The following is a 4060-nucleotide window of genomic DNA, read 5'->3' as shown; positions in this document are numbered from 1 at the left end:
GCGGCCGCGGCCTCGTCGACCTCCGCCGCGACGACCTCGATGCCCGCGCGGGCGAACACCTCGACGATGCCCGCGCCCATCGTGCCCAGACCGACCACACCCACCCGGGCGAACTCGCGAGCCACGTCCCCTGTCCCTTCGTCGACTCCCCGGGACCTCACCGGCCCGGGGTCGGGCGATCCTGTCACGTGCGCCCGACGGTCCCCAGCCTGCGAGCCGGGCCCGTGACGCACCCCTCCGACCGCTTTACCGGTTCCGTCGGTAGATCAGGCCGGCCAGCACCGTCATGGCCTTCACGACCCACCCGGGCCGGTCGAACGTCATCACGTTGATGCTCTTGAAGCGCCGTTCGGAGACCGCGAGCGCGCGGGTGAACTCCCGCAGGCCGTCGCGGCCGTGGATGCGCCCGAAGCCGGAGTCGCCGACGCCGCCGAAGGGCAGCGAGGGCATGGCCGCGAACGCGATCACGCCGTTGACCGAGACCATCCCGACGCGGAGCTTGCGCGCGATCTCGTAGCCGCGCTTCTTCGCGAACACCGCCCCGCCGAGCCCGTAGCGCGAGGCGTTGGCCCGCTCGACGGCCTCGTCGATGTCGCGGACCCGGTTCACGACGACCGTCGGCCCGAACGTCTCGTCGGTGACCGCGCTCGAGTCCTCGGGGACGTCGGCGAGCACCACCGGGTCGACGAAGGGCGCGCGCACCGAGTCCCGGCCGCCGACCACGGCCCGTCCCCCGCGGGAGAGCGCGTCGTCGATCTGGTCGGAGATGATCCCGATCTGGCTCGGCATCGTGATCGGGCCGTAGATCGAACGCGGCCCGGCGCCGGGCTGGATCTTCGCGGCGCGCTGGGCCACCTTGTCGAGGAACGCCTCGGCGACGGAGTCGACGACGTAGACCCGCTCCACGCCGACGCAGGTCTGCCCGGCGTTGGACATCGCGCCCCAGACGGCCGCCGCGGCCGCGTCGTCGAGGTCGGCGTCGTGGTCGACGAGCAGCGCGTCCTTGCCGCCGCACTCCACGAGGATCGGGGTGAGCGTCTCGGCGCAGGTCGCCATGACCTTCTTCGCGGTGGCGGTCGAGCCGGTGAAGGCGACCTTGTCCACGCCCGCGCGGCACAGCGCGGCCCCGGTCTCGCCCTCGCCGGTGACCAGCCCGAACAGGCCCTCCCCTCGCCCGTCGGTGCGGTGCAGCACCTCGGCGAAGGAGTCCACGAGCCACTTCCCCACCGTCGGCGTCAGCTCGGAGGGCTTGAAGACGACGGCGTTGCCCGCGGCGAGCGCGTAGACGATCGAGCCCATCGGGGTGAACACCGGGTAGTTCCACGGCCCGAGCACGCCGATGACGCCGAGCGGACGGTACTCGATGGTGGCCCGGTGGTTGACCATGAGCGCACCGGCCTCGAACCGCTTGCGCCCCAGCGCGGCCTTCGCGTGCTTGCCCGCCCAGTGCAGGTGGTCGATGACGAGGACGACCTCGATGCGGGCGTCGTCGAGGGGCTTGCCCGTCTCGCGGCTGACGAGGGCGGCGAGCTCGTCGGTGCGCTCGATGATCAGCCGGCGCCATGCGGCGAGGCGGGTGCGGCGGCCCTCGAAGCCCAGGTCGGCCCACCAGCCCGCGACGGCCCGCGCCCGCGCGACGACCGCCTCGACCTGGTCGGGGGTGTGCCGGGGATGGGTGGCGACGACCGAACCGTCCCGCGGGTCGAGCGAGTCGAACGTGTCCCGGGGCGCCGTCGTCTCGGGGCTGGTGGCGGGCTTCGGTGCCGTGCTCGTCATGAAGTGCACGTTACCGGCGGGTACACCAACGGCGCGAGGCTTCAGAACAACCGGAACTCGTCGGACTCGATCCCGCGCAGCGCGTCGTAGTCCAGCGTCACGCAGCGGATGCCGCGGTCGGTGGCGAGCACGCGCGCCTGGGGCTTGATCTGCTGCGCGGCGAAGATGCCCTGGACGGGAGCGAGCAGCGGGTCCCGGTTGAGCAGCTCGAGGTAGCGGGTGAGCTGCTCGACGCCGTCGATCTCCCCGCGCCGCTTGATCTCCACGGCGACCGAGGTGCCGGTGTCGTCGCGGCAGAGCAGGTCGACCGGGCCGATCGCGGTGGGGTACTCGCGCCGCACCAGCGTCCAGCCCGCCCCGAGGGTGTGGACGTGCTCGGCGAGCAGCTCCTGCAGGTGGGCCTCGACGCCGTCCTTGACCAGGCCGGGATCGACGCCGAGGTCGTGCTGCGAGTCGTGCTGGATCTCCTCGAGGGTGATCGTCAGCGTCTCGTCGGCCTTGTTGCGGACCGTCCACACACCCTTGACGTCCCCGGTGCCGTCCTCCTCGGTGAGCCAACAGGGCGGGCTCATCCAGTTCAGCGGCTTGTAGGCGCGATCGTCGGCGTGGACGCTGACCGAGCCGTCGGCCTTGACCAGGAGCAGGCGCAGCGCGCTGGGCAGGTGCGCGGTGAGGCGGCCCGCGTAGTCGACGGTGCAGCGGGCGATGACGAGGCGCACGTCAGGGTCGGGGGGTCACCGCGACACGGACCGGGACAGCTCCTCGATGAAGTTGTCCACCGACTCCTTCTTCGCCTGGTCGGACTCCAGCTCCTGGCGCACCAGCTGGCTCGCCAGCTCCGTGGAGTGGCCGCCGAGCTCGCGCTTGAGGTCGCGCACCACCTGCGCGCGGGCGTTCTGGAGCTGCTCCTCGCCGCGCCGCTTGAGGCGCTCGACCTCCTCCTCGGCCTTCTCGCGCATCTCGTCGGCGATGCGCTGGGCGTCGGCCCGCGCGTCGTCCCGGATGCGGGCGGCGTCGTTCTGGGCGTTCTCGACGGCCTCGCGGTACGCGGCCTCGGCCGCCTCCAGGCGCTCCTTGGCCTTGCGCGAGTCCTCGACCTGCTGGGCGATCTCCTTCTCGCGCTTCTCCGTCATCGTCTTCAGCGGCGGGACGACGTAGCGGTAGAGCACGTACAGGACGATCAGGAAGGCGACGACCTCGGCGATGACTGTGCTGACCATGTGTCTGCCGTGCTCCCGTTCCGCGGTGAGGAGAATCGCCCTGCTCGGTCGCGCAGCCTAGCGTGGGACGGCCCGGACGGTCGATCGGGAGCCCCGGCGGGGATCATCGGCGGAGTGGAGACGCTCTCGAGCCGGCAGGTGTACGAGAACCCCTGGATGACGGTCCGGGAGGACACGTTCCGGCGCCCCGGCGGTGGTGAGGGGATCTACGGCGTCGTGGACAAGCCGCACTACGCGCTGGTCATCGCGCTGGAGGGGGACGGCCCGGCGGCGCGGATGATGCTGGTCGAGCAGTTCCGCTACCCCCTGGGCCTGCGCCGCTGGGAGTTCCCGCAGGGCACGGCGCCCGACCGCGCGGAGTCCGACCCCGCGGAGCTCGCCGCGCGGGAGCTGCGCGAGGAGACCGGCCTGCGCGCGGAGCACTGGGAGCCGCTCGGCCTGCTCGACGTCGCCCCGGGCCTGTCCTCGCAGCGCGGCCGGGCCTTCCTCGCGACGGGGCTCACCGCGGGCGCGCCCGAGCGCGAGGAGACCGAGGCGGACATGCGCACCGCGTGGGTGACGCGCACCGAGTTCGAGGACCGGGTGCGGGCCGGCGAGATCACCGACGCCCAGTCGATCGCGGCCTACGCGATGCTGCTGCTCGCGGGGCGCTGACCTCGATCGTCCGCGTCCGCGTGGAGCGGTGCACCCGCGGAACGCCTGAGCGCACATCCTCGGCCTCCGGGGGCGACGTGGCGTCGTGCTGACGCGGCAATCGATCATGGAATGCGAGACCTCGGGCGCCGTCGCGGAAACCATGATCATCTGCCGAGCGCGCAGCGCGGGCCGTCCAGGTGAGGGACCGTAGGCAGGTGATCATGCCGACGGCACCGGCGGCTTCCGACAGCGACGCGCGCCGATCGCGACCGGGGGCGAGCAGACTGGGTGCCATGTCACTCGTTCGCCTAGGGCCGCTGGTCGTCCCCACGCCGTCGGAGGTCCTCGCCTGGACCGCCGAGGCCGCAGGCGTCGGCGCCCGGCTGCCGGGCCGGGTCGAGGCGCTGCTCGACGAGGTCACGCGCCTG

The 4060-nt window shown here is 72.6% G+C and carries 5 protein-coding genes; 1 reads left to right on the top strand and 4 read right to left on the bottom strand.

Features of this window, described 5'->3' with window-relative positions; all coding sequences use genetic code 11:
- From AC0CYZ_RS09520 to atpF, 4 genes are all read right to left on the bottom strand, one after another.
- The coding region (locus tag AC0CYZ_RS09520; protein WP_472214612.1) for a 3-hydroxyacyl-CoA dehydrogenase NAD-binding domain-containing protein at positions 1-125 on the bottom strand (125 nt) is incomplete at its 3' end.
- A gap of 121 nt (positions 126-246) precedes the next feature.
- Positions 247-1776 (bottom strand): aldehyde dehydrogenase family protein, encoded by a 1530-nt coding sequence (locus AC0CYZ_RS09515; RefSeq protein ID WP_472214610.1) that lies wholly within the window; start codon positions 1774-1776, stop codon positions 247-249.
- Positions 1777-1817: 41 nt separating this feature from the next.
- Positions 1818-2495 carry an endonuclease NucS gene (nucS, locus tag AC0CYZ_RS09510; protein WP_472214608.1) on the bottom strand — a complete coding sequence of 226 codons (678 nt, stop codon included), beginning with the start codon at positions 2493-2495 and terminating at the stop codon, positions 1818-1820.
- A gap of 15 nt (positions 2496-2510) precedes the next feature.
- Positions 2511-2996: a F0F1 ATP synthase subunit B gene (gene atpF, locus AC0CYZ_RS09505; protein ID WP_472214606.1), complete on the bottom strand. Its 486-nt coding sequence runs from the start codon at positions 2994-2996 to the stop codon at positions 2511-2513.
- A 114-nt stretch (positions 2997-3110) separates the two neighbouring features.
- Here atpF and AC0CYZ_RS09500 point away from each other — a divergent pair, with 114 nt between their 5' ends.
- Entirely contained in the window at positions 3111-3650 is a 540-nt protein-coding gene (locus AC0CYZ_RS09500) for an NUDIX domain-containing protein (protein WP_472214604.1), read from the top strand.
- Positions 3651-4060: the final 410 nt, after the last annotated feature.

The sequence above is a fragment of the Actinomycetospora sp. genome (assembly GCF_055612215.1).
This window is presented reverse-complemented; position numbering and strand designations above follow the sequence as displayed.